19 protein-coding genes and 2 pseudogenes are annotated in these 25,110 nt (G+C 68.5%); 8 read left to right on the forward strand and 13 right to left on the reverse strand.

Annotation, left to right across the window (positions count from 1 at the left end):
* Positions 1 to 160: 160 nt before the first annotated feature.
* On the forward strand, positions 161 to 5,263 hold the full coding sequence (locus BJ970_RS20485) for a tetratricopeptide repeat protein (RefSeq protein WP_184727733.1): 5,103 nt from the start codon (positions 161 to 163) through the stop codon (positions 5,261 to 5,263).
* Between the two features lie 31 nt (positions 5,264 to 5,294).
* On the opposite strand, the gene BJ970_RS20490 is transcribed toward BJ970_RS20485, so the two are convergent.
* Together BJ970_RS20490 and kstR are read right to left on the reverse strand one after the other, a co-directional pair.
* Positions 5,295 to 5,612 carry a hypothetical protein gene (locus tag BJ970_RS20490; RefSeq protein ID WP_184727734.1) on the reverse strand — a complete coding sequence of 106 codons (318 nt, stop codon included), beginning with the start codon at positions 5,610 to 5,612 and terminating at the stop codon, positions 5,295 to 5,297.
* A 376-nt stretch (positions 5,613 to 5,988) separates the two neighbouring features.
* Positions 5,989 to 6,597 (reverse strand): cholesterol catabolism transcriptional regulator KstR, encoded by a 609-nt coding sequence (kstR, locus tag BJ970_RS20495; RefSeq protein WP_184727735.1) that lies wholly within the window; start codon positions 6,595 to 6,597, stop codon positions 5,989 to 5,991.
* Positions 6,598 to 6,757: 160 nt separating this feature from the next.
* Between kstR and BJ970_RS20500 the strand changes: the two genes are divergently transcribed.
* The 3 genes from BJ970_RS20500 to BJ970_RS20510 are packed head-to-tail and all read left to right on the forward strand — an operon-like array spanning position 6,758 to position 9,796.
* A complete protein-coding gene (locus tag BJ970_RS20500; RefSeq protein WP_184727736.1) occupies positions 6,758 to 8,011 on the forward strand; it encodes a glycosyltransferase family 4 protein in 1,254 nt (417 codons plus the stop codon).
* 2 nt (positions 8,012 to 8,013) lie between these two features.
* Entirely contained in the window at positions 8,014 to 8,736 is a 723-nt protein-coding gene (locus tag BJ970_RS20505; protein WP_312864458.1) for a methyltransferase domain-containing protein, read from the forward strand.
* Positions 8,723 to 9,796 carry a prenyltransferase gene (locus tag BJ970_RS20510; RefSeq protein WP_184727738.1) on the forward strand — a complete coding sequence of 358 codons (1,074 nt, stop codon included), beginning with the start codon at positions 8,723 to 8,725 and terminating at the stop codon, positions 9,794 to 9,796. The genes BJ970_RS20505 and BJ970_RS20510 overlap by 14 nt, the downstream gene beginning before the upstream one ends.
* 16 nt (positions 9,797 to 9,812) lie before the next feature.
* Here the strand turns inward: BJ970_RS20510 and BJ970_RS20515 are convergent, their stop codons facing one another.
* Positions 9,813 to 10,496 (reverse strand): class I SAM-dependent methyltransferase, encoded by a 684-nt coding sequence (locus BJ970_RS20515; RefSeq protein ID WP_312864334.1) that lies wholly within the window; start codon positions 10,494 to 10,496, stop codon positions 9,813 to 9,815.
* 588 nt (positions 10,497 to 11,084) lie between these two features.
* On the reverse strand, positions 11,085 to 11,336 hold the full coding sequence (locus BJ970_RS20520) for a hypothetical protein (protein ID WP_184727739.1): 252 nt from the start codon (positions 11,334 to 11,336) through the stop codon (positions 11,085 to 11,087).
* A 105-nt stretch (positions 11,337 to 11,441) separates the two neighbouring features.
* Between BJ970_RS20520 and BJ970_RS20525 the strand changes: the two are divergent.
* Positions 11,442 to 12,140: pseudogene (locus BJ970_RS20525) on the forward strand (cytochrome P450); the annotation flags it as partial.
* 59 nt (positions 12,141 to 12,199) lie between these two features.
* Here BJ970_RS20525 and BJ970_RS20530 read toward each other — a convergent pair.
* Together BJ970_RS20530 and BJ970_RS20535 are read right to left on the reverse strand one after the other, a co-directional pair.
* On the reverse strand, positions 12,200 to 13,645 hold the full coding sequence (locus tag BJ970_RS20530; RefSeq protein ID WP_184729248.1) for a DUF2079 domain-containing protein: 1,446 nt from the start codon (positions 13,643 to 13,645) through the stop codon (positions 12,200 to 12,202).
* 340 nt (positions 13,646 to 13,985) lie between these two features.
* Positions 13,986 to 14,429: a MarR family winged helix-turn-helix transcriptional regulator gene (locus tag BJ970_RS20535; protein WP_246470930.1), complete on the reverse strand. Its 444-nt coding sequence runs from the start codon at positions 14,427 to 14,429 to the stop codon at positions 13,986 to 13,988.
* Positions 14,430 to 14,474: 45 nt separating this feature from the next.
* Here BJ970_RS20535 and BJ970_RS40055 point away from each other — a divergent pair, with 45 nt between their 5' ends.
* From BJ970_RS40055 to bla, 3 genes are all read left to right on the forward strand, one after another.
* Positions 14,475 to 14,996, forward strand: a complete 522-nt coding sequence (locus tag BJ970_RS40055) for a nucleotide disphospho-sugar-binding domain-containing protein (RefSeq protein ID WP_376775062.1) — start codon at positions 14,475 to 14,477, stop codon at positions 14,994 to 14,996.
* 299 nt (positions 14,997 to 15,295) lie between these two features.
* Positions 15,296 to 17,140: a molecular chaperone DnaK gene (gene dnaK / locus BJ970_RS20545; protein WP_184727741.1), complete on the forward strand. Its 1,845-nt coding sequence runs from the start codon at positions 15,296 to 15,298 to the stop codon at positions 17,138 to 17,140.
* Between the two features lie 101 nt (positions 17,141 to 17,241).
* Entirely contained in the window at positions 17,242 to 18,099 is an 858-nt protein-coding gene (gene bla / locus BJ970_RS20550) for a class A beta-lactamase (protein ID WP_376775126.1), read from the forward strand.
* Between the two features lie 387 nt (positions 18,100 to 18,486).
* Here bla and ligD read toward each other — a convergent pair whose 3' ends face one another.
* The 7 genes and pseudogenes from ligD to BJ970_RS20585 all read right to left on the reverse strand — a co-directional run bounded on the left by ligD (position 18,487) and on the right by BJ970_RS20585 (position 25,092).
* Positions 18,487 to 19,485 (reverse strand): non-homologous end-joining DNA ligase, encoded by a 999-nt coding sequence (gene ligD, locus BJ970_RS20555; protein WP_184727743.1) that lies wholly within the window; start codon positions 19,483 to 19,485, stop codon positions 18,487 to 18,489.
* A 125-nt stretch (positions 19,486 to 19,610) separates the two neighbouring features.
* Positions 19,611 to 20,090 carry a DUF7144 family membrane protein gene (locus BJ970_RS20560; RefSeq protein ID WP_184727744.1) on the reverse strand — a complete coding sequence of 160 codons (480 nt, stop codon included), beginning with the start codon at positions 20,088 to 20,090 and terminating at the stop codon, positions 19,611 to 19,613.
* A 219-nt stretch (positions 20,091 to 20,309) separates the two neighbouring features.
* Positions 20,310 to 21,572, reverse strand: a complete 1,263-nt coding sequence (locus tag BJ970_RS20565) for an ion channel protein (protein ID WP_221467242.1) — start codon at positions 21,570 to 21,572, stop codon at positions 20,310 to 20,312.
* A gap of 165 nt (positions 21,573 to 21,737) precedes the next feature.
* Positions 21,738 to 22,243, reverse strand: a pseudogene (locus BJ970_RS20570) (DUF1269 domain-containing protein).
* Positions 22,244 to 22,583: 340 nt separating this feature from the next.
* Positions 22,584 to 23,261 carry an MBL fold metallo-hydrolase gene (locus BJ970_RS20575; RefSeq protein ID WP_184727746.1) on the reverse strand — a complete coding sequence of 226 codons (678 nt, stop codon included), beginning with the start codon at positions 23,259 to 23,261 and terminating at the stop codon, positions 22,584 to 22,586.
* Between the two features lie 70 nt (positions 23,262 to 23,331).
* Positions 23,332 to 23,727: a DUF7144 family membrane protein gene (locus tag BJ970_RS20580; protein ID WP_184727747.1), complete on the reverse strand. Its 396-nt coding sequence runs from the start codon at positions 23,725 to 23,727 to the stop codon at positions 23,332 to 23,334.
* A 588-nt stretch (positions 23,728 to 24,315) separates the two neighbouring features.
* The gene (locus tag BJ970_RS20585) at positions 24,316 to 25,092 is read right to left on the reverse strand and encodes a maleylpyruvate isomerase family mycothiol-dependent enzyme (RefSeq protein WP_184727748.1); all 777 of its coding nucleotides are present in this window, start codon (positions 25,090 to 25,092) and stop codon (positions 24,316 to 24,318) included.
* Between the last annotated feature and the right edge of the window lie 18 nt (positions 25,093 to 25,110).

Here is a 25,110-nt window from a genome sequence, read left to right on the forward strand (position 1 = left end):
CGCTGCGGTGGGGGCGGCCGAGTGGGAAGGACATGCGACCCGGCCTGCCGCTGGTCCGAGTGATCTTTTTGTGGAACCCGATGGCGGGGATTCGCCGGAACCGCGCGTGCCGGACCGATATCCTCGCCGCGATCGATGATCACCTGATCGGAGGCGCGGCATGTCACTCTGGGAACAGCGGGTCGCCCGGGCCCGGCAGCTGTGGACCAATGGTGATCATGCCGCCGCGGAGCATGAGTTGCGCGCCGTGTGGGCCGACGGCGACTTCGACGCCGCTGCGCACGCGGCATGGCTGCTCGGGGCGCTCCTGGACGAGCACGACGACGCCGGCGGGGCCCGCGCGATATACCAGCGGGCGATTGACTCCGGGCATCCGATCTACGCCCAGCTGGCCGCGATCGCGTTGGGCCGGCTGCTGTTCAACGCCGACGATCTGACCGCAGCCCAGGCAGTGCTGCGGATCGCGGCCGACGGCACCGCCCCGGACGCCGCCGGCCACGCCAACGCCCTGCTGGCGCAGGTGCTGCACACTCTCGGCGACACCACGGGCGCCCGCGAGGCCCACGGCCGGGCCCTGACCTGCAACGATCCCGGTGTGATCGAGCTCGCGAGGGAGGTGAACCTGCCGGGCCTCGGCGAGAGGTCCGCGGAAGCCGACCTCCAGGTCGCCCACGAGCACGCCTTGCGGCTGCTGGACCAGGGGCGGGACCACGAGGCTGAGCCGATCCTGCGGCGGCTGCTCGACAGCGGCCACCCGAACTACGGATCGCTCGGCGCGGCGAAGCTGTACACGCTGCACGTCGAGGATTCCGAGACGGCGCGGCGGATGGCCGAGCGGATCATCGCCTACCGCCACCCCGAGCACCTCGGCTGGGGTTACCTGCTGCTCGGCGGCGTGCTGGCAGACCTGGACGAGGCGGTGGCCGCCGCCGATGCGTTCCAGCGCGCGGCCGAGGATCCCCACCCCGACGTCCGGCTGCACGCATTGATCCGGCTGGGTATGCAACTGTGCGACCTCGGTCGGTCGGACGAGGCCCGCGAAACCTACCAACAGGTGATCAACACTCGCCACCCGCGCTATTCCGTCGAGGCGCTCGGCGTGCTGGGCGAGTTGCAGCGCGACGAGGGCGACATCGCCGGAGCGGTCGGGACCTTTGGCCGTGTCGCTGATTCCGGGCACCCGGAGAAGGCGCCGCTGGCCGCCTACAACATGGGCGTGCTGCTCTACGAGCACGGCGACCGAGACGCCGCCGCCGAGGCATTCCGAAGGGCCACCGAGGCCGAAGACCCGCACTTGGCCCACCAGGCCGCGCTGGCACTGTCCACGATGGACCAATTCGACGGGCGGGACGACCCGGTCGGCGACGACGCGGAACAACTGGTGCGGCGCGCGCGAGAGGCGGCCGCGGCCGGTGATTTCGCCACCGCGCAAGCCGATTACCAGCAGGTCATCGATCTGGGGCTCGGTTTCTGGTCGGTGCTGGCGGCCAACTCGCTCGGCCTGGTGGAGGCGGCCGCGGGTGACATGGACCGGGCACGGCGCGCGCTGCGCTGGGCCGCGATGTCCGACGACGGATCGCTGGCGCAGGACGGCGCTTTTCGCCACGCGCTGCTCGGCGAACAACCCGCGCACCGGTTACTGCCAGCGCTGCTTCAGCTGGAGAACAACGACGAAACCCTACTGGACCAGCTCGTCGCCGGTGCCGCGCCAGAGGTCCGCGACCTTGCATCGGTCGTCAAGGCCGAGCGCCTGATGACCATCGACGCATCGAGTGCCGTGGAAATGCTGTCCGGGCTGGTCGAATCGCCGAACCTGCTGGCCCGGACGAAGGCGGCCCACCTGCTGGCCGACTGGCTGGTCCGGGACCAGCGACACGACGAAGCACAGGCACTGCTCAACCGGGTCGTCGGCGAAGGACACCCGGCGCTGCGGCCGTGGGCGGCGACCTTTCTCGGTGATGTGCTGCTGGACCGGGGAGACTTCGACGGCACCATCGCGGCCTTCGAGACCGCGCTGGGCACCGGGCATCCCACCGTGCTCGGCGAGGTGTTCGGCAAGCTGGCGCTGATGTACCGGACCTGGGATCGGCATGACGATCTCCTGGACCTCTACCGTCGGACCGCGGCCGGTAGCCACCCCGAATTCGCGCCGCAGGCGGCGTTTCTGCTCGGCGAGGAATTCGTCCAGGCCGACGACCTGGAGTCGGCGCTGGACCTGTTCGCCCAGGCCGCCGACTCCAGCTCGACCGCCGCGCCGGCCGCGGCGTTCGGGATGCACGCCATCCGGCAGGAATTCGAGTCAGCGCGCGCCAGCTTCCGCGCGCTGACCGACGATGACAAGCCGCATCAGGTCGCCACGCAACTTTGCCTGAACCTGGCTGACCGGTACCAGAGCCGGGGCGCGGTCGAGTTCACCGAGTGGGCGCTGCGACTGGTCGTCGAGGCAGGTCACGCGGCGGGGGTTCAGCAGGGCTGGCTCCTGCTCGGCGCGTTGCGCAACGAGCTCGGCGACGCCGATGGTGCCGCAGCCGCGTGGGAGCAAGCGGCCCGTGGCGGCAATGCGGATGAAGCGGCGGTGGCCAAGTGCAGCCTCGCAAACCTGCTGTCAGGCAGGGGAGAGCCGGACCGGGCCGATGCGCTGCTCGCCGAGGTCGCTGGCGGAGAGGCGGGGAACGCCGCCGAAGCCGCGCTCAAGCTGGGCGTCTTCCGCGAGGAGCGTGGCGACCTCGACGGCGCGATCGAGGCGTTCCGCCGTGCGGAGTCGGTGGGTTCCCGGGGCGAGGCCGCCCATGCCACCGCCAACATCGCGATCCTGCTTGCCCGGCAAGGAAAAGCCGAGCCCGCGCGGCAGGCATTCGAGCGCGTGATCTCCTCGGGTGTCCCGGGGGTGGCCGCCTACGCCGCGCTCGAACTGGGCAACATGCTCCGGGACGCTGGGGATGAAGCGGGGGCGAAGGCGGCCTACGAGCGGGCGCTTGAGTTCGACGAACCGGATGTCACACCGTACGTGTATCGGCAGATGGGCGCCGAAACCGCCGAACAGCGGGGATTCCGGTTGATCCGAGAGGGTGATGTCGAGGGTGCCCGCGCGGCGATCCGCGAGCACTACGGCTCGGCTCGGGTCGCCGACTTCTGGTGCGCGGCGTGCACGGACCCGGCTGCTGCGGCACCGATCTTGGGCGGTGCGTCCGGGGAAGACTTGCAGGTGTGCTCCGAGCTCGGCCTGGAATTCGGTCGGGCGCTGGCGAGCAGCGATCCGAATGCGCGGGCGTTCTTCCGCATGGTCGCCGACCACGGGCATCCCTCGCTGGCCCCGAAGGCGCAGATCGCACTGGGAGAACTCGCCGAACAGCGGGGGGAACGTGCGATGGCGCTGGTCTGGTACCGCTGCGCCAGCGCCGCCGAGGTGCCGGAGGCCGTCGCGCGGGCCGGGGTGCTGCTGGGCCAGCTGTTGGTCCGGCTGAATGACCGGGAGGGCGCGAAATCCGCTTGCCGGCACGTCATCGCCGCGGGTTCCGGGGCCGCGACGGTGGACGCGGGCCTGCTGCTCGGGCATATCTATTACGGCGCCGGTGACGTCGCCGAAGCGAAGGAGATCTGGGACCGCTCCGAGGAGTCCGCCGAGTCGCCGGCGCAATTCGGCGCCGCGCTGCATCACAGGATCGCGCTGCTCGGCGAAATGACCGACGAGGCCTTGGAATTGCTGCGTCGGGCGACGACTTCGCCCGATCCGATCACGGCCGTCCTCGGGATGGCGTTGCTCGGCGAACGCGCCGGCGACCAGACCGGGGCATTCCATTGGTTCGGCACGGCCGCCGAGCTCGGGGTGCCCGGACATTCCTACACCGCGCGGGGGGACACCGTGCGGGGGCGGCTCGGCGAACTGTTGCTCGCACACGGCGACCGTGATGCTGCCCGGATCCAGTTCGAGCGGGTCAGCAGGTGCGACGCACCGGAAATCGCGGCGCTCGGCGAGTTCGGGCTGGGGCTGATTCGGTACGAAGAGAACGACTTCGCGGGCGCGGTCGCGGCGTTCGTCAAGACCACGTCTTACGTATCCGACGGAGAACTGGCCGAAAGCGCGCTCAACAACGTCCGCGTCGTGCTCGACGGGCAGCGCGCCGGTGGCGATCACCTCGGTGCCGCGGAAACCCTGCGCCGACTGGTCGAAGTGGTGCCCGAACATCACGTCGCGGAGTGGGCGTACGAAGTCGGCGCCGAGCTCGTCGAGGCCGGAGACTGCGATGCCGCGCTGATCTACCTGCGGTGTGCGGTGCAGATCGGCGCCCCGGAACCCGCTCCGGCAGCGGTGCTCGCGCTGGGCGAGGTGTTGCACCGGCGCGGCGACCTCGTCGGCGCGCGGCAAGCCTACGAGCAAGTGCTTGCCGCCGGCGACGAACGCCATGCCGAGGTGGCGCAATACCGGTTAGTCGAGCTGCCGAACGACGACGGTCCTGGCGAGGCCCAGGAATTCCTGCCGAGCCCAGAGAACGTCCAGGCCCCGGAGAGTGTTCAGGATCCGGAGAACGTCCAGGCCCCGGAGAGTGTTCAGGATCCGGAGAGTGTTCAGGGTCCGGAGATGACGGCGACACTCAGGCTGAAGCTCCACGACGTGGGTGACCGCGCCGGGGTGATCGAGGCATTCCGCGAAGCCGCGGACAGCGCCGACGACCGGTTCCCGCCGATGGCCACCTACGCGCTGGCGCAATCTCTGCGCCAGGAGGGCAAGTTCGACCAGGCCCGGCAGACCTACCTGCGGTTGATCGAGTCCGAGCCGGATGACCGGTACGCGGGCGAAGCGCTGCTGGAACTGGCGTCGATGGCCTTCCACGCCGAGGACGACACGCAGGCCCGCGAGTGGAGCCTGCGGGCGTGGGAGTCCGCCGACCCGGAGCTGTCCGCGAAGGCGGCGATGAACCTCGGGGTGATCGCCAAGCGCCGCCGCGACTTCGACACCGCGACGCCGTGGTTCCTGGCGCTGATCGACCTCGGGCATTCCACCGCCGCCCTGGCCGCCGCCCACCTCGCCGAAATGCATTACTGGCGCGAGGAACACGCCGAGGCGATCCGGCACTACGAGTACACGCTGGCGAACACCGAAGACCGGGAACTCGTCGCCGAAGCAGCCTACCGGGTGGGCGAAATCCACTACCGGCGCGGCGAGGTGCAACAGGCTCGCGAACTCCTCGGCCGCGCGGCGCGCACCGAGGACCCGGCCTACGCCCACCAGGCGACTCGGCTCCTGGCCCGGCTGGGTTCGTGACTCCCGCGGCTACGAGCGTCGCGGCCGGGGATCAGGCCCAGGCCCGGATGAGGCGTTCGGGGAGAGCGAGGACCTGGTCCAGGACTTCGCATACCGAACCGGCCGTTCGCCAGTGCGTCGAGGCCCGATCGTCGCGGATGCGGTCGTCGCGCGGAACCCGCGCCGCGCGCACGTCGTCCTCGCCGCGGAGCTCGACGATATCGATGATGTCGCCGTGCGGGCGCACATAGATCAAGGCCATGAGTTCGCCGTCCTTGTCGCGCACCGGCGGCATCAGCCGGAATCCGCGCGCCACGAGTTGGCGCAGGCGCTTGCTCGAATCATGATGGGTCTCAGCCGATGAGGTCATTGAAGTCACCGTCCTTTACGCCGCACGGGAAAGCAGCGAACTGACCGTTCATCAGATCTCCCTCGGTCGTCTCCACATGCGCGGAAAGGTATACCACAGCGGAGCGCACACGCGCGATTACTGTGCGTACTCGAACGATTCGACTCAGGCGGCCCGCGCGGGCTTTCCGCAGCAACCGGCGGGTCTGCCCTTGCATCCCGGCGTCGATCATCAACCGATCGAGGTACTGTCCGTTTGTTCACTGTGGAGCAAGGCGATTCACTGGAGAGCAGCGCGTCGATTTCCATTGAAATCGCCAAAATCCAGGGAGACCGAGCTCATCCACTGTGGACGCCGTAGCGCAATACGTGATTTCCTTTTAGATTTGGCGCCGTGTTCACGCCAGTAGCAGCCGGACGGCCAACTCCAGTCGGTTGGACACGTCGGCGGCCGATGCCCGGCGGGTCACCCAAGCGACCATGTTGGACAGCCACACGTCGCCGATCACCCGGGCGATCGCCTTCTCCTCGTCGGTCGGTTCGTCCTCGGTCATGGCGTTGGTGAAAAACCGCTCGACCAGCGCGGTGACCGTGTCGACCTCGGCGGCCGCGGAGGTGCCGGCGAACATGAACGCGCGCGTCATCGCCTCGGTCAGCTGCGGGTTGCGCTGCAACGCCCGGGTGGCGCGGTCGAGCACGAACATGACGCGCTGGTAAGGGGTTTCGCCGGGGATCTTGGTGCGGTTCAGCTTCTCCTGAGCCCGCTCGAACTCCCCGGCGAGGCCGGTGACCAACAGGTGGATCTTGGATGGGAAGTACCGATACAGCGTTCCCAGCGCCACGTCCGCCTGCTCCGCCACGGTGCGCATTTGGACCGCGTCGTAGCCGCCCTTGGTCGCCAGCGCGATGGTCGCGTCGATGATCCGCTTGCGGCGCTCCTGCTGGGCGGTGGAGCCGGCCTCATCGTCCCGGAGCGCCTGCAGCACATTTCGCGAGGTGCTTTCCATGCGCGTCGGTCCCCTCGAAGACTCGTTGGTCGAACCCGCGATCAGTTGCCACGTGGCCCGTCGCCGCACCACCCGGACCGGTTAAGGTGATCGGCGTGGCTCGATTGAAACATGTTCCAGTCTACCCAGCCCGCCGGCCGCGGGCCGTGTGAGGTGAGTAGTGCGGATCGCGTTGCTGTCCTACCGGAGTAAGCCGCACTGCGGCGGGCAAGGCGTCTACGTCCGGCACCTCAGCCGCGGGCTTGCCGAACTGGGGCACCACGTCGAGGTGTTCTCCGGTAAGCCGTACCCGGAACTGGATCCCGGCGTGGACCTGACCGCAGTGGACAGCCTCGATCTCTACGACGAGGCGGATCCCTTCCGCACGCCGAACTGGCGGGAGCTGCGTGATGCCGTCGACCTGCTGGAGGTCGGCACCATGTGGACCGCCGGGTTCCCGGAGCCGCTGACCTTCAGCCTGCGCGCGGCGAAGCTGCTGCGGGCCCGGTCCCACGAGTTCGACGTGGTGCACGACAACCAGAGCCTCGGCTACGGCCTGCTGTCCCTGCAGCGTGCGATTCCGCTGGTCGCGACGATCCACCATCCCATCACCCACGACCGCCGGGTCGATCTGGCCGGCGCCACCGGCTGGCGGCGGATCGGGTTGCGCCGCTGGTACGGCTTCACCCGCATGCAAGGCCGGGTGGCCCGCCGGATCCCGCGGCTGTTAACCGTCTCGGAGTCCTCGGCCCTCGACATCCGGCGCGATTTCGGTGTCGCCTCCCGGCAGTTGCGGGTGGTGCCGCTGGGCGTGGACGCCGAGGTTTTCAAGCCCCCGACCGTGCCCCGGGTGCCTGGCCGAATCGTGGCGATGGCCAGCGCGGACACCCCGATGAAGGGTATCGGCACCCTGCTGGAAGCCGTCGCGAAGCTGCGCACCGAACGCACCGTGGAGCTGGTGCTGGTCGCCCGGCCGACGCCCGGCGGTCCCACCGAGCGGCGCATCGATGAACTGGCCATCGGCGAGGTCGTGCGCACCGTCAGCGGCCTCAGCGACGCCGCGCTCGCGAACCTGCTCGGCTCCGCTGAAGTGGCCTGCGTCCCGTCGCTGTACGAGGGCTTTTCGTTGCCGACCGTCGAAGCGCTGGCCTGCGCGACACCGCTGGTGGCCAGCCGCGCCGGGGCGATCCCGGAGGTCGCCGGGCGCGACGGCGAATGCGCCGATCTGGTCCCGCCGGGCGATGCCGAGGCGCTGGCGAAGGCGCTGGCCGGCCTGCTCGACTCGGCCGATCGGCGGCAGCGGCTCGGCGCGGCGGGCCGGGCTCGGGTGCTGGCGAAGTACAGCTGGAAATCGGTGGCGGCGGCGACGGCCGACTGCTACGCCGAAGTGATCGCGCGCAGCCCGCGCGCCGGGAAGGGAGCAACGCGTTGCTGACGGTGGACTTCGACAAGCTCGGCGTGCAACCGGGCCAGCGGGCGCTGGACCTGGGCTGCGGCGCGGGGCGGCACGCCTTCGAACTCTATCGCCGCGGGGCGGATGTGGTCGCCTTCGACCAGGACGTCGCGGAGCTGGAGAACGTGGCGGCGATGTTCGCCGCGATGCACGCCGAGAACCAGGTTCCGGACGGTGCCAGCGCGCAGACCGTTACCGGCGACGCCCTCGCGCTGCCTTTCCCGGACGAGCACTTCGATTGCGTGATCGCCGCGGAGATCATGGAGCACATTCCCGAGGACGAGCGGGCGATGCGCGAGCTGGTGCGCGTGGTCAAGCCGGGTGGCCGGGTGGTCGTGACGGTGCCGCGCTGGTTTCCGGAACAGGTCTGCTGGGCGCTGTCGGACGAATACCACCAGGTCGAGGGCGGCCACGTGCGGATCTACACCGCCGGGGAGCTGATCGGCAAGCTCCGCGACGCGGGGTTACGCCCGGCTTTCCATCACTACGCGCATGCGCTGCACTCGCCCTACTGGTGGCTCAAGTGCGCGGTGGGTACCCACAACGACGACCATCCGCTGCCCAAGCTCTACCACCGGTTCCTGGTGTGGGACCTGATGAAGCGGCCCTGGCTGACCCGCACCGCCGAGCGGGTTCTGGACCCGGTGCTGGGCAAGAGCATCGCGATCTACCTCGGCAAACCGGGAGCGGCCAGTGCCGGGGCCTGAGGTCCCGGGAGTGCTGTGCGCCGAGGCGGTCATCCAGACCGGCAAGGCCATCGCCGCGACACAGCTGGCATCCGGTGCGGTGCCGTGGTTCCCGGGCGGCCACGTGGACCCGTGGGACCACGTCGAATCGGCGATGGCGATGGCCGCGACCGGGCTGCTGGCCGAGGCCGAAAGCGCCTACGCGTGGCTGCGCGCTACCCAGCGAACCGACGGGTCCTGGCCGTTGCAGGTGCGCGACGGGCGGATCGAGGACGCGGGGGCGGACACCAACTTCTGCGCCTACCCGGCCGTTGGCGTGTGGCACTACCTGCTGATCAGCGGCGATGATGGCTTCGCGGAGCGGATGTGGCCGGTGGTGCGCGCCGCGATCGACTTCGTGCTCGGCGCGCAGCGCGAACGGGGCGAAATCGACTGGGCGGTGGGCGAATCCGGCGTTGCGACCGGTGAGGCGCTGCTTTCGGGGTGTTCCAGCATCCACCACAGCCTGCGCTGCGCCCTTGCCCTGGCCGAATACCTGGACCAGCCGCAGCCGGGCTGGGAGGTGGCGCTGGGTCGGCTCGGGCACGCGCTGCGGCGGCATCCCGAGGCGTTCGCGCCGAAGCACCGGTACTCGATGGACTGGTACTACCCGGTGCTTGGCGGTGCGCTGCGCGGCGAGGCCGGGCGGCAGCGGTTATTCGCCCGCTGGTCGGATTTCGTCGTCGACGGGCTCGGGGTGCGCTGCGTCGATGATCACCCGTGGGTCACCGGCGCGGAGACCTGCGAACTCGTGCTGAGCCTCGATGCGGTCGAGGAGCACGATCTCGCGCGGGAGTTACTGGCGGCCATGCAGCACCTGCGGGATCCGGACGGCTCGTACTGGACGGGCCTGGTCTACGCCGATGGCAAGCGCTGGCCGGAGGAACGCTCTACCTGGACCGCGGCGGCTGTGGTGCTGGCCGCCGATGCCCTATCGCGCACCACGCCGGGCAGCGGCATCTTCCGCGGCGAAAAACTCCCGATGGGTCTGCCCGTCGAGAACGTCCCCTGCTGCGAACTCGAAAACGTCCCCGGCACCTGACCACCGCTTTGAGGCATCAGGACAGGAAGCCGGGGGTGCCGGTGGTGCGTTGGAGGACTCGGAGGGAGCCGACGACCCGGGTATCACGGAAGGCACCGGTTTCGATGGCTCGGCAGTAGATGCGGTAGGGCGCTTGGCCGCCGTCGTAGGGATCCGGGAAGACGTCGTGGATCACCAGCGCGCCGCCCGGTTCGACCCAGCGCGCCCAGCCTTCGTAGTCGGCGTTCGCGGCGGCGTCGGTGTGCCCGCCGTCGATGAACAGCAGCGACAGCGGGCTGCGCCAGAATTCCGCGACGGCTCCCGAGCGGCCGACGATCGCGGTCACCTCCTCCTCAAGCCCGGCCGCGGCGATCGTTCGCCGGAATTCGCCCAGCGTGTCAAGCTTTCCGACCAGCGGATCAACCAGCATCGGGTCGTGGTATTCCCAGCCCGGCTGGTGCTCCTCGGAGCCCCGGTGGTGATCGACGGTGACGACCCGGCCGCCGGTGCGCCGGGCCGCGGCACCGAGGTAGATGGCGGACTTGCCGCAGTAGGTGCCGATCTCCACCGCCAGGCCGGTGCCGAGGTGGTCGAGCGCGGCCTCGTAGAGCGCCCGCCCCTCGTCGGGCGGCATGAACCCGGTGGCCCGTTCGGCGAGCTCGCGCAGCTGCGTCGGGATCGGGGGGCGCTGCTCTCGGTCGGTGGCCGATCCCTGCGTCACGTGCGTCCTCCGCTGGTTCCGGTCCGCTGCCGCCGGAATCCTACCCGTTGAACTGGCCACTTCCGGTGGAACCTGTTGTCATTCGCGGGGCGGGAAGGCCGGCTGCTGGGGTCGGCGGCGAGGACGAATCGCGTGAACCTCTCCGGCCCGACGGCAAACCGGCGCAGATCGTCCACATCGGATGGTCCGGCATCGGCGACGGCATTTTCGTCAGACCGGCCGCCGTGAGCGTTATCCGGCATCATCCGTCAAGTGGTGGTGCTCAGCAGTTTGCGCCGCATTTGGCGCAAATCCGGCCGCCACCGCCCTGTTTCGGCACCGGGGCGTGCCTGCCGCCTGCCGGGCATTCGTCCATTCTGGGGACGCACGGCGGTCTGTGGCGGGCTGCGATCCGGCTGCGCAAGTGCGCGAGGTTGAATTCGCCACCGACACCCATCGTTCGCTCCTGATCTTCGTGCCCTCGGAGTTCACGTCGGCCGAGATCGCTTCGAGGAAGAGGTGCAAACGGTCGGTCTCTTGGGGGAAATTCGTGCACGCGCAGTTGCCACCGGTGGGCATGTCGCGATCTTGTTCGATAGCTCGGAGCGGTTACGAGGACAGGACGTCGAGCACCTGGTGGATCCGCGAATGCAGGCGATCGCGCAGGTCGTCCAGGGCGTCGATGGTGAACTCGGCGTCCAGGACGGCCAGTTCGAGGACGCGTCGGGTGACCACAGGCAACGTGTCCCCGCCGAGCTGAACGGTGCAGCTGTGGTCGTCGATGGGCGCGACCCGGCCCGGCAGCAGCGGGTGCAGGTGTGCGAGCACGGCATCGGCGGGAGCCTGCACCGTGACCCGCACGGAGTAGCGGTCAGGCTTGCCAGCGATCGAGCGGGTCGAGCAGCAGTGGCGGCAGGTTCTTGCCCGAGGCGAGCCGGTAACCGCCGGCGGTGCCGGTGGTGCTTCTTCGGCTGGTCGAACCAGATGATCGGCTACGACGACCCGGAATATGACATCCAGCCGGAGGCCGCCTCCGTCGAGATGCTCGGTTACTTCGCCAATCTGGCCGAACAGCGCCGCGGCTGCCCGATGGACGACATCGTGACCAAGCTGGTGCAGGCCGACATCGACGGAAACGCGCTGACGTCGGACGAGTTCGGCTTCTTCGTGATCCTGCTGGCGGTGGCGGGCAACGAAACCACCCGCAACGCCATCACCCACGGCATGCTGGCGTTCCTGGACCACCCGGAGCAGTGGGAGCTCTACAAGGAGCACCGGCCGGCGACGACGGCCGATGAGATCGTCCGGTGGGTGACCCCGGTGGTGGCCTTCCAGCGCACCGCGACCGAGGACACCGAACTCGGCGGGGTGGAAATCAAGCGCGGCCAGCGGGTCGGCATGTTCTACAGTTCGGCGAACTTCGATCCGGAGGTCTTCGACGAGCCGGGGCGCTTCGACATCACCCGCGACCCGAACCCGCACGTCGGCTTCGGCGGAACCGGCGCGCATTACTGCCTCGGCGCGAACCTGGCCCGCCTGGAGATCGACCTCATCTTCAACGCGATCGCCGAGCACCTGCCGGACATCAAGCAGATCGGCGAACCCCGTCGGCTGCGCTCCGGCTGGCTCAACGGCATCAAGGAAATCCAAGTCCAGTACACCTGATCAGCTGAAAGGGAGTCGGCGTCGCCCGCTGGACAAGGAGTTATTGGACTTCAGCCCGGCTACTGGGGTGCGGCGCCGCCGAATCCGTTGACCCGGCGGAGGACCCAGAAGTCGGATTCCCCCGCCAGGACCTGGTAGGTGGTGCCGGGGTGCAGTTCGTGGGCGTAGTCGCGCATCTCGGCGGCGGTCTTGTCCGTCATGTGGACGGCAATGTAGTCCGGGACGAAGCCGTCGGTGCTGCCGACGAAGAAGACCCGGCACCGTCCGGTGAGGTGCGCGACCGTGGCATTGTCGCCTTCAACCGTTGCGCCGTCTGGGACCCGGGCCAGCGCGCTCGTCGCCGCCGCGGCGTTCTGCTCGTAGCGCTCGCTCTGACTCTGGGTCAGCTTCGAAATGGGCAGCGTGCCGCTCAATGCGATCGCCGCGGCCAAGACGAGGCCCGGAAGATGCGAGGCGTAGCCCCGCAACCAGGCAGGGTGCGTCGCGCGCACGCGGGCTATGGCGTCGACCATCGCCAGGGCGACGATGGGCATCAGCACCGCGTTGTAGTGCCAGTCGGTGCTCCAGTAGTGCTCCTCCTGGGACAGGAACCGCCAACCGAACGTCGGGAGGGTGGCCACCAGCAGCGGTGACCGGAGCGCGATCAACCCGGTCGTCGGAATGAGGATCCACAGCAGCGTGCTGAACTTCTCGTCGACGCCGTCCAGCAACCAGCCGTAGAGAACCGCATCGCCGGAGATCTTGTCCCAGTACCGGTAGGTGCCGGACGCGTTGAACGAGGGGATGATCAGCAGGGTGATGCAGAACCACGCGATGACGCACAGCACCGCGCTCACGGCGGCGACGCGGACGAATCGTTTGTCGTCCCGCCTGGCCTGCCACGCGAGCAAGGCCGCGATAGTCGCCGCGGTGAGCGTGAGATCGTCTTTGACCAGCACGAGCGGCGCGCACCAGGCGAGCGCTCGCCACCACCTCCGCGCCAGCATCGCTTCGAGCACGAAGGCGAGGAGCGGGACCGCGAAGCAGATCTCGTGGAAGTCGAAGTCGACGGCTCGTTGCACGCCCCAGGACAAGCCGTAGGCGACCCCCACGGCCAGTCCCCGGACGTTGCCGAGCAAGCGCGTAGCGGCCCTGGTCACCGGAACGACCGAAAGCGCGAACAGCGCCGCCTGCGCGACGAGCAGCGTCTGCGCGGAGGGGAACAAGAGGTAGAGCGGCGCGAGGAGAGCTAACACCGGGCTGAAGTGGTCGCCGAAGATGACGAACCCCGGTCCCAGCAGGTCCGCGACCGGAGTCCGGCCCTCGGCGTAGGACCGCACGACCTGTTCGAAAATGCCCAGATCGAACGACATCGAGGCGTACCCGGCGTAACGCGACACCGAGATCCAGGTGTAGCAGGCGAAGAACGCGCCCCACAACACGAACAGGATCGCCTGGTTCGACGCCGCTCTGCGACCCGAAGCGGCGGGCACAACGGTGGTGGGGACATCGGTGATCGCACTCATCGGGACTCCGTCGGCGTCGACGCATTGGTGGTTTTGCTGCTCGCGGAACTGGTCGGCGAGCTCGGGCGGAAGTTGCGGACGAGGAAAGACGCTGTCGCGCAATGGCATTGCCGAAATCGGTGTGAGCAGTGTGGACACCGGCTCGGCAGGAACCTCCGACGGCCGCTGGTGCGCCTTGTTCGTCGTGGCGCTGCGCTGACTCGGGAGCGGGGCCCACGACTGGGCCGCGCCCGTTGTCGGCGTGCGGCGTAGGCGGCAGATCCAGGCATGGCTGTTGTGGCTGATCCTGCGGGGTAAGCGGATTGCGGAGTGACAACGCGACCGGCGATCTCCAGCGAGCCTAGCGTTCCGCGACGAGCGCTCGCAGCAGATTGCGCAGAGTCTTCTGCTGGGCATCGGTCAGCGGGGTCAGCGGGGATCGGGAGTTCAGGTTCTTGAGCACCGTGGTCCGGCTGCGCCGACCGGACGGGGTGAGCACGATCTGCTTGGCGCGCCGGTCCGTCGGATGCGGTCGCCGCTCGATCAGACCTTGCTGCTCCAGTCGGTCCAGGACGAACGTCGCATTGGATGCCTCGCACGACATCCTGGTGGCCAGTTCGCGCGCGGTGATCGGTTCGGACAGCTCGCGGAGCGCGACTACCTGTGTTGAGGTGAGGCCGAGTTCCTCGGCGACCCGGCGCACGCGGATATCGAGCGTCTGGGCGAACTGGTGGACCAGCTTGCACACGTCCCGATCGAGCTGGCTGTCCGCCGACAATTCGCTTCCCATGTTCCCCCGCCCCATGCCGACCTCCCCATGCCGGCAAGTCTAGCGGTGATGATTCGAACTATGGTGGTTCTAGTTCGCATCATCCGAACTCGGACTAGTGGCCTCGTGCCGGAATCTTGGTTGGGGTATAGATCACCTCGCGCAACTCGTCGCACTGTCCGGCTCGCCTTGGGGACGCGAGTTTTCGCGCAAAAACGTCGCCAGCTCCGCACCAGGACGGGCAGCGTCTTCGGAGCTTTTGCGGCGGGGCTCCCGGAGCTGGTGACGCCGGGGCCGGGCGACCGCAAGTTCAATGCCGAACAGGTGGCCGCGCGCGGGGCGGGTCTCGCGGTTGCGGCCAAGCGAATCACCGCGGCCGACCTAGTCCGCCTGATCATCGACGACGGTCTGACAGCGGCCGAGGTCCGCGCGGAGATGAACGCCATGCCGGCACCGGCGGAACTGGTGGCCCACCTCGCTCGTCACCCGCACCTGAGATCCGAGGACACCGGCGGGCTGCGGTGCGTTCTTGCGCTGCCGCCGAGCCGGTCGCGGAGCGTGGTGGCCTCCCGTCATGGATCCCGCGGGGCGGCCTCGCCGTGAAGCGGCCCGGCGGTAGCTCCCGTCGTAGGCATTCGCGCAGGTACGAGCTCTGCCGGTCGGAGCAGGTACAGGCGCATTGGCCAGCGTTTCGTCGCGCACCGAGTGACACTCGATGTCACAGACCGCCGGGGCCGCGGGCGGCATTGTGTGCGCTTCCCGAACGGGCTTGCGAAGCGCGGGAACATCATGACCTAACGGGTGGATCCGCCCAGGTGGACGCGTTGGAGAGGGGTTCCCATACTTGGGGTGTCGGCCTCGCAGGACTCGGCCCCGGCGGTCGAGTCGGAGAGGAGTGCGTGATGGGGCGCGCGGTTGGTATCGACCTGGGGACGACGAACTCCGTGGTGGCCGTGCTGGAGGGCGGTGAACCCACGGTGATCGCCAACTCCGAGGGGTCCCGGACCACGCCGTCGGTAGTGGCCTTCGCGAAGAACGGTGACCTGCTGGTGGGGCAGCCGGCCAAGAATCAGGCGGTCACCAACGTGGACCGCACCATCCGGTCGGTCAAGCGGCAGATGGGCACCGACTGGAAGGTCCAGATCGACGACAAGACCTACACCCCGCAGGAGATCAGCGCCCGCGTGCTGATGAAGCTCAAGCGGGACGCCGAGTCCTACCTCGGGGAGGACGTCACCGACGCCGTGGTGACGGTGCCGGCGTACTTCGACGACGCGCAGCGGCAGACGACCAAGGAGGCCGGGCAGATCGCGGGTCTCAACGTGCTGCGGATCATCAACGAGCCCACCGCGGCGGCGCTGGCCTACGGCCTGGAGAAGGGCGAGAAGGAACAGACCATCCTGGTGTTTGACCTCGGTGGCGGCACCTTCGACGTGTCGCTGCTGGAGGTCGGCGAGGGCCTGGTCGAGGTCAAGGCCACCTCGGGAGACACCCATCTGGGTGGTGACGACTGGGACGAGCGCATCGTCGAGTGGCTGGTCGACAGGTTCAAGGCTTCGTCGGGCATCGACCTGAACAAGGACCGAATGGCCATGCAGCGGATCAAGGAAGCCGCCGAGAAGGCCAAGATCGAGCTTTCCAGCTCCTCGCAGACCAGCATCAACCTGCCCTACATCACCGTCGACTCGGACAAGAACCCGCTGTTCCTGGACGAGACGCTGTCCCGCGCCGAGTTCGAGCGGATCACCGCCGACCTGCTGGAGCGCTGTCGCAAGCCGTTCAACAACGCCCTCCGGGATGCCGGGATCAAGGTGGGCGACATCAACCACGTGGTGCTGGTCGGCGGGGCGACGCGGATGCCCGCCGTGACCGACTTGGTCCGCGAGCTCACCGACGGCAAGGAACCGAACAAGGGCGTCAACCCGGACGAGGTCGTGGCCGTCGGCGCCGCCCTGCAGGCCGGTGTGCTGCGCGGTGAGGTCAAGGACGTCCTGCTGCTGGACGTCACCCCGCTGTCCCTGGGCATCGAGACCAAGGGCGGCATCATGACCAAGCTCATCGAGCGCAACACCACGATCCCGACCAAGCGCTCGGAGACCTTCACCACCGCCGAGGACAACCAGCCATCGGTGATGATCCAGGTCTTCCAGGGCGAGCGCGAGATGGCCGCGCACAACAAGAAGCTCGGCATGTTCGAGCTGACCGGCCTGCCGCCGGCGCCGCGCGGCATGCCGCAGATCGAGGTCACCTTCGATATCGACGCCAACGGCATCGTGCACGTCAACGCCAAGGACCTCGGCACGGGGCGGCAGCAGTCCATCAAGATCAGCGGCGGCTCGGCGCTGCCGAAGGACGACATCGACCGGATGGTCAAGGACGCCGAGGCCCACGCCGACGAGGACAAGAAGCGCCGCGAGGAGGCCGAGACCCGCAACCAGGCCGAGACGCTGGTCTACCAGACTGAGAAGGTGCTCACCGACAATGCGGACAAGATCCCGGCCGACACCCGGACGCAGGTCCAGGACGCGATCAAGGACGTCAATGAGGCACTCAAGGGCGACGACGTCGACAAGATCCGTGTTGCGGCGGACCACCTCGCCAAGACCTCGCAGGCCATCGGCCAGGCCATGTACGGCCACCAGCAGCAGACCGCGACCGACACCGATGGCGACGGCGATACGAAGCGAGCCGACGAGGATGTGGTCGACGCCGAGATCATCGACGACGACGAGAAGAAGCAGGAGTGACAGTTCCTCGCCGGCTGCGATTTCCATCGAAATCGCCCGGGTTCCCGGTCGAACGGAGAATTTCTTTGCAGTACAACCAAACCCGGGTCGCACGACGAGCGATCCTGGGCGCATTGCTGGCCACTCCGGTGGTGGGGGCGTGCGGTTCGGCCGCTGATGCCGCAGTTGTTGGCAGCACACACCACGTGTTCGCAGACCTGGAGCTCCGGTACGACGCGCGGCTGGGGCTGTCGGCGGTCAACGTCCACACCGGCCGCCTCCTGCAGCACCGCCAGAACGAACGGTTCGCAATGTGCTCCACGTTCAAGGCGTACGCGGCAGCCGCCCTGCTTCGCGCACATCCTTTGGACAGCGGATATTTCGCCAAGGTGATCCACTACGACCGCACCGATCTGGTCGATGGCTCGGCGGTGACCGAAGCCCACGTGGATACCGGCATGACGGTCGCCGAGTTGTGTCACGCGGCGATCACCCGCAGCGATAACACGGCCGGAAACCTGCTGCTCCGCGAGCTCGGCGGCCCGGCGGCGATCGCCCCGTTCGCGCGCTCGATCGGCGACAGCAGCACCCGCCTCGACCGCTGGGAGACCGAACTCAACAGCGCGGTCCCCGGCGACGAGCGCGACACCACCACACCGGCGGGCATCGCCGCCGGTTACCGGGCCCTGGTCGTTGGTGACGCCCTAGCCCGGCCCGAGCGCGACCAGCTGACCAGTTGGCTGCTCGCCAACACCACCGGCGACGAGCGGATCCGCGCGGGCCTGCCACCGAACTGGCGCACCGGCGACAAGACCGGCACCGGCTCCTACGGCGCGGCCAACGATGTGGCGGTGACCTGGACGGAAAACGGCCAACCGATCGTGATCGCGATCCTGACCAGCCGGCCGCGGAGGGACGACAAGCCCAACAACGCCCTGCACGCAGACACCGCCCGAATCGTCGCCGAAGCCCTCCGCTGACCGCTAGCCGTTTCGGCACTGGCGGTCATGAGTTGATCATTGGGCTGCGCGCGCCCACCGCCTCTTGCGTGCCACGCTGGCGAGCTCTTGCGTGCCACACCGGCGAGCCGATGGGACCTGGGCGCCCGCCGAACTGAGCTGTGGTCGTACTACCCAGGTATGACATTGCCTTGCTACACCGCGATTTCTGCGACCCGGGAATGATCGACAGATCGCACCTGCGAACGATGCCCGCGTACTCTCGTGCCCCATATCTTGGTTGCATGATCCACGCCAACGAAAGTCCAGCAGCCCCGCACCACCGCGCCGTTGTGCCGGCGCCATCCACCCGACCGGGGGCAAGGCCAGACCGGACCTTTAGCAGCGCTGCACGCGCCTCGACGCCGATCAGGTCTGCTTGGCGCGGCTGGGGGCGACTCGGGGCGGCTCGTTGGGCTGCTTCGGGTATACCGGCGGCCACGGCGCGTCCTGCAGTCCGCTGGCCATGTCCCGCTCGGACTGCTCCAGTAGCGGCTCGATCGACTGCGGGCGTCGGTCGGCCCACGGGTCGTAGCCCTCCGCGACCCGGCCCGGCACGGTCGCGATGGTGAGCTTGTCGGGTTCGACCGTCGCCAGTTCGTCCCAGCCGATCGGCATCGACACTTGGGCCCCGACGCGGGGCCGGACGCACCACGCGCCGAAAACCGTCTTGTGCGGGGCGTTCTGGTTGTAGTCGACGAACACCCGGGAGCCCCGCTCCTCCTTCCACCACTTGGCGGTGATGAGCGCGGGGTGGCGGCGTTCCAGCTCGCGCGCCAGCGCTACCGCGGCGGCCCGCACCTGGTAGCTGTTCCAGCGGGCTTGCAGCGGAACGTAGATGTGCAGGCCGCGCGATCCCGACGTCTTCAGCAGCGACTCGATGCCGTATTCGGCCAGCAGGTCCCTGGTCGCCACGGCGGTCTCCAGCACCTGCGGGAACCGAACGCCGGGGGAGGGGTCGAGGTCGATGCGCAGTTCGTCGGTGATTTCCGGGGTGTCGGCGTGGTATGGCCACACGTGGAAGCCCAGGCAGCCGAGGTTCACCGCCCAGATGATGTGCGCCAGGTCGGCGGCCACCAGCGCGTCGCTGGTGGTGCCGTTGGGGGTGGAGACCACGGTGGTCTGCAGCCAGGGTGGCGCTGATTTCGGCACCCGTTTCTGGAAGAACGACTTGCCGCCGGCTCCGTCCGGGTACCGCTCCAGGAGCAGCGGCCGTCCCTGCAGCGTGGCCAGCAGCGGGTCGGCGACGGCCTGGTAGTAGCGGACCAGGTCGAGTTTCGTCTCGCCGCGCTGGCTGAAGAAGACCTTGTCGGGGTGCGACACCGACACCTCGGTGCCCCCGATGTTCAACACGACGCGCTCACTCATGACCGACCCTTCCCCGCGAGCAGGCCCCGGTTGGACAGCCTAGGCGCGACCGCCGGCCAATGCCCGTGGTGTTTGTGTCGATTTCAATCGAAACCGACGGGCCGTTTCCATGGAAATCGCTCTGGTCAGGCGCCGACGGCGTTCCTGGCGGGCACGATCAGGGAGTAGATCACCAGGACCGACATCGCGATCACCAGCAGGGACCAGACCGGGAAGGCGTTGAGGAACGCGGCGTGGCCGACCGCGCAGAGCCCGGCCATCACCACGCCGCAGGCCCGGGCCCAGACCTGGCCGAAGAGCGCGCCGAGGCCGACCACGACGTGCAGCGCGCCCAGCCCCAACAAGATCCAGCCCCAGCTCCGGTAGTCCGGAAACAGCAAGTCGCCGGCTGCGACGTGGTAGTAGCCCGTGCGGAAGAAGGCCGCGAATCCGCCGATGACGTTGAAGATCCCGAGCAGGAGAATCAGCGTGCCGGCGAAGGTGAGCCACCCCGACCTCCGGTCCGGCATCGCGGCCACTCGGCGTCGGGAACGCGAGGCGGCCCATGAAGTGTCGGCGTCGGTCCTGTTGCCGGTGTTCGGGCCCGGAGGCGAGGTAGATGGCATGATCGTGCTCCTGTCTGGAGACATTGGCTCGAAGCTCGCTCACATCGCGTCTTTCCGCAGGTTGACCAGGTCCGGCAGGCGGCCCGGCGGACGGTTCGCCGGGGCCGGGCGGACCCCCGCTGAGCAGCGGATTCGGCCCGGACCGCCGGCACACAACCGCACCCGTTCGGGTGAATGTGTCGTGCAGGGCCGACGCGCGGCGCCCGTGCCGCGCGGAAGTCACCCGCCACGCCGCTCGATGATCATTTCCGGTCGTCCGGTCACCAGCAGCCAGGCCGGGAGCACCGCCACGCACAGGATCGGCAGCACGCCGATGTCGACGACCGTGGTCGCGGCCATGAACAGACTCAGCCAGCCCTGCCGGGTGATGGCCAGCAGAATGCCGAGCACGCCGCAGGCAACGGTCAACACCGGCGATACCGAAGGCACCAGCGCGTGCGCGAGGAAACCGAGCGCGACCCCGACGAACAAGGCCGGGAAGATCCGCCCACCCCGGAATCCGCTTGCAGCCGCCACCACCAGCGCGGCCAGCTTGACCACGACGAGGACCAACAGCGCGCCGACACCGTACTCCGCTGACGAGGCGGCCAGCTCCTTGATCTCGTTCAACCCCTTGAAGAGCGTGAGATACCCGCCTACGGCGCCGAGCGCGCCGAGAACCAGGCCACCTGCGGTGAGCATCAGCAGCGGGTTGCCGATGCGGTGAAACAAGGCGTGCACCGGCGAGAACGCGTAGACGGCGGACAAGCCGATTCCGGCGCCCACTGCGGTGATCACGAACGCGGACACGACGTCGCCCAGCGCGTAACCCTGGTAGGCGGGAAGCGAGATCGACAGCACCGGGTTGGAGAGCAGCACCGTGGTAAAGCTTCCCGCCCCGGCCGCGACGAGCGGCGCGAACAGCCGGTTCCACAGCGGTTCGGAGCCGGCGGTGCCGCCCATCGGGGTTTCCGACAGGACGAGGGCAGCGGCAACCGGAGTGCCGAACAGCGCGCCGATCGTGCCCGCAGTGGCCAGCCCGATCCAGGTCCGGGCGGCGCTGGCAGGCATCAGCCAGGTGCCGATCAGGTATGCGAGGGAGATGTTGGTCGCGATGGTCGGGTTCTCCGGCCCGAGGCTCACCCCACCGGCCAGTCCCAGCACGACGGTGACCAGCATGCCGGGCAGCACCCGCACGGGCATCGGTTTTTCGACCAGACCGAGCGTGGCCGGATCCGGCCCGGCGTGGCCTGGCACGAGCCAGACGACCAGACCGACGACGACACCGACGACCGTCAACATCGGCAGGATCCACCCCGCCGCGGTTCCGGCGACGCCTAGCGATGCGGGCAGGACCGTCCAGAGCAGACGTTCGAGGCCGTCCGCCAGGTAACTGACCGCCAGCAGCACGAGGCTGCTGCCCACGCCGACCAGAAGCGCCGGAAAAGCGAGAAGAAGCAGCGGTCCTATCGGATTTGCGGTGTCGTCCCGCTGCTGTTCCACTGCATCCTCCCGACCACGGCAGGTGTGCAGCGTCCTACAAGGATGGCGAAGCCGCAGGAGTTCGTCGCCGAGACAAACGCGAGTGACTTGTGGACGGTGGATGACGCACATAACCCCGGGGTCCGATCAGGAAGGGCCCCGGGGTGACTACGTGCGGTCACCAGCTCAGCTGGTTACTTTCTCCTCGGTGTCCTCGAACACGTGGCGCAGCGCGGCTTCCTGCTCGTTGGACAGGTTCGTGTGGATGAGCTCGGCGTGCCCGCCGGGGAAGTGCTCCTTGATCTTGTCCAGCACCGCGTTGTCGCTCAGCAGGAACAGCGCCGAAGTACCGGGCACGATCTTGTCCCGCGACCGGTTGATGAAATCGTCATCGATACCCGCATCGGTCAACGCTCCGGCCAGCGCCCCGGTCGCGGCCCCGATGGCCGCACCAAGGAGCGGGACGAAGAAGATCAACCCGAACAGCAGGCCCCAGAATGTGCCGCCTAGCGCACCGGCACTGGTGAGGCTGGCAGTTGCCGGGTCTTCGGCTTCTTGGCCGACTCCGGCCACGTCACGGTGGCGGCGTCGTAGATGGTAATCAGTTGCTGCTTCGCCAAGTCCCGCAGCGTCTGGGACGCCTCGTCGGCGCCGTCCGGTCTGTCGAACTTCCAGGCGGTCAAAGTGGCCATCAGTTCTCCTCGGATGACAAGAACGCTGTGCAAACCCCAGGCACAACGAAACAGAAACCGTCCGACAAAGCCCCCACGGTTCGATTTTCAACACGACCCGGTGTGGCCGAACAGAGCACAATGGCCGTGAATCTTCTCGGGCTGCTCCAGCAACCCGAGAAGATGCACCGCACCGTTTCAGCCCGCTACTGCGGTTTCCTGGAGATGGCGCCGGCCAACGGCACCAAGGGGTCGGCATAGGGCCGTCGCTGGTCGGCGTTGGGAAGTTCTGCCGTCGTGGTCATGGGTTTCGCGGAAATGGGCCACCGCGAGCTCGCCGGCGTCCGCACACTGTCACTGGTCACCAGCCGCGCTCACGCCACTCGGCGAGTTTGGGGCGTTCCTCGCCCAGGGTCGAGTCGTCGCCGTGCCCCGGGTAGAACCAGGTGTCGTCCGGCAGTTCGGCGAAGATCCGGTTCTGCACGTCGTCGATCAGCGACCGGAAGTTCTCCGGCGAGGTCGTCTTGCCCACGCCGCCGGGGAACAGCGAGTCGCCGGTGAACAGGTGCGGGTGCCCGTTCGGGTCGCGGTACAGCAGTGCGATCGACCCCGGCGTGTGGCCGCGCAGGTGGATCACCGACAGCTGCGATTCGCCGACGTCGATGGTGTCGCCGTGCTCGACCAGGCGGTCCGGGGGCACCGGCAGCGCCTCGGCGTCGGCCGGGTGCGCCAGCGTGAAGCAGCCGGTCTGGCCGGCGACCGCGCCGAGGGCCTGCCAGTGGTCGGCGTGCTGGTGGGTGGTCACGATGGTGCGCAGGCGCGGGCGTTGGTCGTCGTGGCCCAGCAGGTCGGCCAGCCGCTCCGAGTCGTTGGCGGCATCGATCAGCAGCGCGTCCCCGGTGTGACGGCACACCAGCAGGTACGCGTTGTTGTCCATCGGGCCGACCGAGATCTTGGTGATGGTCAGCGCGTCGAGCTCGCGGCGCGCTGCCGCGCCGCCCGGCTCGACGTGTCCGGTGTACTGTCCTTGAGGCTCCACGTGGCGAGCCTAACGCGCCGCGTTCGTGGCCACGGCGCTTGATCGGCGGTAGCCGGGCTCACCCGGCGGATCAGGCAGCGGCTCCCTTGGCGGGGACGACCAGCCCGTAGATCACCAGCACCGAAAGCGCGATCACCAGCACCGACCACACCGGGAACGTGGTGAGGAACGCGATGTGAGCGATGGCGCTCAGCGCGGCTAGGGCGATGCCCGTCATCCGCGCCCACATCTGCCCGTACAGGCAGCCGACTCCGGCCGCGACCTGCACGATACCCAACGCGATCCAGAACCAGCCCCAGATGCCGAAGTTGAAGACCAGCAGCTGACCTGCGGCGATTAGATAGAGGTCGGGCCGCAACAGCGAGGTGATGCCGCTGATGATGTTGAAGATGCCGACCAGCATGATCAGTGACCCGGCGAACGCTAGCCACCCCGACATCGCCGCCGTGGGCTGAGCTGCCGCCATCGCCCACTGCTTTTGCTCTTCGGGAGCCGTGGGCTCCCTCATCTCGGCCCTCTGCTGCGATTCCCTCGCCCCGGCCCTCTCCTGTGGCTCAGGCCCTGTCTGCGGACTGGACATCGTGCACACCCCCTCAAGTTGCTCGATGACGTGTCCACCGACAGCGTCGCGCGTTCGGGGCATTCGCGCAGTTCGACCGGCGGCGGTGCCCACGTCCGGAGGTTCAGCCCGTGGCTCCTCCGGGCTTCGTACGGCCGATGCGCGGCACCGGGAAGACTCGGCACCGGGAAGACAAGGACGCTGATCATCGCCTCGCCGGCCAGCGCGGCGGCGGTGCCGGGTGACCTTGAGCCGGACTCCGAGCCGAACATGATGATCGGCAGCGCGGAAACTCCGGCACCGCGAGTGTCCATAGTGGACGACAATCCCTTGAAACAGCGCGATGCGCAGACCGAACCTAGTTCGCTCCGCGGCGCTCGCGCGCTGTTCGGCCGGAATTCGGCCTGTTCAGGGCCGGTGTGCGCCAGGACCCGTGTGCACGTCGAGTCGCGTTATCGGTGTGCGCACGGTCAACCATGTGCGAGCCCGTCTTCGTCAGAGCCATTCCGGCAGGCCCGGTGGGTCGCCTTCCAGGTGTTCCGGTCCGGTGCGGCCCAGCAGCCAGCCGAGCATCGGGCCCGGTGCGCCGCGCACCCGGCTCGGCGGGGAGGTGGTGCCGCGCAGGTCCCAGGTCCGCCGGTGGTCGCCGAAGTCGACCTCGACGGACAGCGCCGGCACGTCCGGTCGCCCGCCGAACTGCTGCACCGCGTCCTCCAGCAGCTGCTCCAGGTCCGGTAGCGGAATGTCGGCGAAGTCGAAGCCGTGATCGAGATCGACCAGGTGCACCCACACCTCCAGCAGGCGCAGCCGCAGCATGTGGTGCGCGGGCATCGGGTCACCGACGGCATCGGCGATCTCCGCCGTCCAGGCGGTGTCTGGCAGCGTGTGGGCGGCCTGCTCGAAGCGGTCGCACGAGGCGGCCAGGTCCTCCAGCAGCAGCCGGTGGTTGCGCGCCGCTCCGGCGGTGATGGCCCGGTCCCGGTCTTCGCCGCTGGCGTACATCGGGTGCTCGATCCCGGTCCGTGCCCAGATCAGCAGGTTCGAGACCCCATCGGCATTGCGCGCCAGGTGCGAGATCACGTGCGCCCTGCTCCAGCCCGGTAGCAGGCTCGGCCGGTGCACGCCGAGGTCGTCCAGCTCGGCCACGGTGTCGAGCAGCCGACGGGTGGCGCGCTCGATGGCGGCCAGTTGAGCCGTGACCTGGTGGGCGAGTTGCGCTGCTGCGGGCTGCGGACTGTTGCGTCCACCGGCCCCGAGAGCGATGTCAGCCATGAGTCAACCTCTGCGTGA

The sequence above is a fragment of the Saccharopolyspora phatthalungensis genome, from assembly GCF_014203395.1.
Taxonomy (GTDB): Bacteria; Actinomycetota; Actinomycetes; order Mycobacteriales; family Pseudonocardiaceae; genus Saccharopolyspora; species Saccharopolyspora phatthalungensis.